This window comes from Companilactobacillus halodurans (assembly GCF_009600985.1).
GTDB classification, from domain to species: Bacteria; Bacillota; Bacilli; order Lactobacillales; family Lactobacillaceae; genus Companilactobacillus; species Companilactobacillus halodurans.
The window spans coordinates 1-1,108 of sequence record NZ_VDFP01000238.1 but is presented as its reverse complement, the minus strand read 5'-3'; the positions used below and the strand labels follow the sequence as shown (position 1 = coordinate 1,108).

The 1,108-nt window shown below is 35.3% G+C and carries 1 protein-coding gene; it reads left to right on the top strand.

Annotated features, from left to right (window positions below; genetic code table 11):
- Window positions 1–957, top strand: a 957-nt coding sequence (locus FHL06_RS13885; protein WP_153387242.1) for an amidohydrolase/deacetylase family metallohydrolase, incomplete at its 5' end; no start/stop codon positions are given.
- Window positions 958–1,108: the final 151 nt, after the last annotated feature.

The following is a 1,108-nucleotide window of genomic DNA, read 5'->3' as shown; positions in this document are numbered from 1 at the left end:
GGATGGATTGATGATCATGTACATTCTTATGAAAAGCTAAGTCTCTATTATGATGATCCCGATAAAGATGGTTATTTAACTGGGGTAACAACGGTTATTGATGCTGGTTCAACTGGTGCAGACAATATTCGCGATTTTTATAAGATTACTCGTGATAAGAAAACTAATGTTTTAGCAATGATTAATATTTCTAAGACTGGTATTTTGGCTCAGGATGAGTTAGGCGATATTACTAGAATTCAAAAAGCTCCTCTTTATGATGCAGTGAAGGAATTACAAGATTTCATTGTTGGTATTAAAGTAAGAGAGAGTCATTCAGTAGTTGTTGATAACGATGTTAAACCACTATTGGAAGCTAAAAAATTTCAGGCACAACTTAATTTACCAATTATGGTTCACGTTGGAGCTAATCCCCCAGAATTAAAAGATGTCTTAAACTCAATGTCTAGAGACGATATCTTAACACATGCCTATAATGGAAAACCTAATGGAATGTTAGATAAGACTGGTCATATTAAGGACTTCGTACTCGATGCCTATGATCGTGGTGTGATTTTTGATGTTGGCCATGGAACAGACAGTTTTAACTTCAGAACTGGAGAAATTGCACGTGATGAAGGCTTGATTCCTAAGTCAGTAAGTACCGATATTTATCATAGAAATAGGGCCAATGGTCCCGTTTATGATATGGCAACGACTTTGGAAAAGATGTTGTTAATTGGCTACTCACTACCAGAAGTAATTAGAATGGTAACTTGGGCTCCAGCTGATAATTTCAACTTACAAAGCAAAGGTTCTCTACGCTTAGGATACGATGGAGATCTAACAATTTTCAATGTTGAAAAAGGTGAAAAAGTCTTAACGGATTCAAATGGAAATCAAAGAAAGACAGATACGCTAATCAAACCTATTTATTCGGTTATTGCCGGTAATGAATATTCAATTGGAGGAAAGTAAATTGGCTGAAGATATTTACAGTGAATATGGATTAAAGAAGGTTATTAATGCTAGTGGTAAGATGACAATTTTGGGTGTTTCACAAGTGCCTGAAGATGTTATTGATGCTCAACAATTTGGTGACACACATTTCTTTGAAATGGCAGATTTG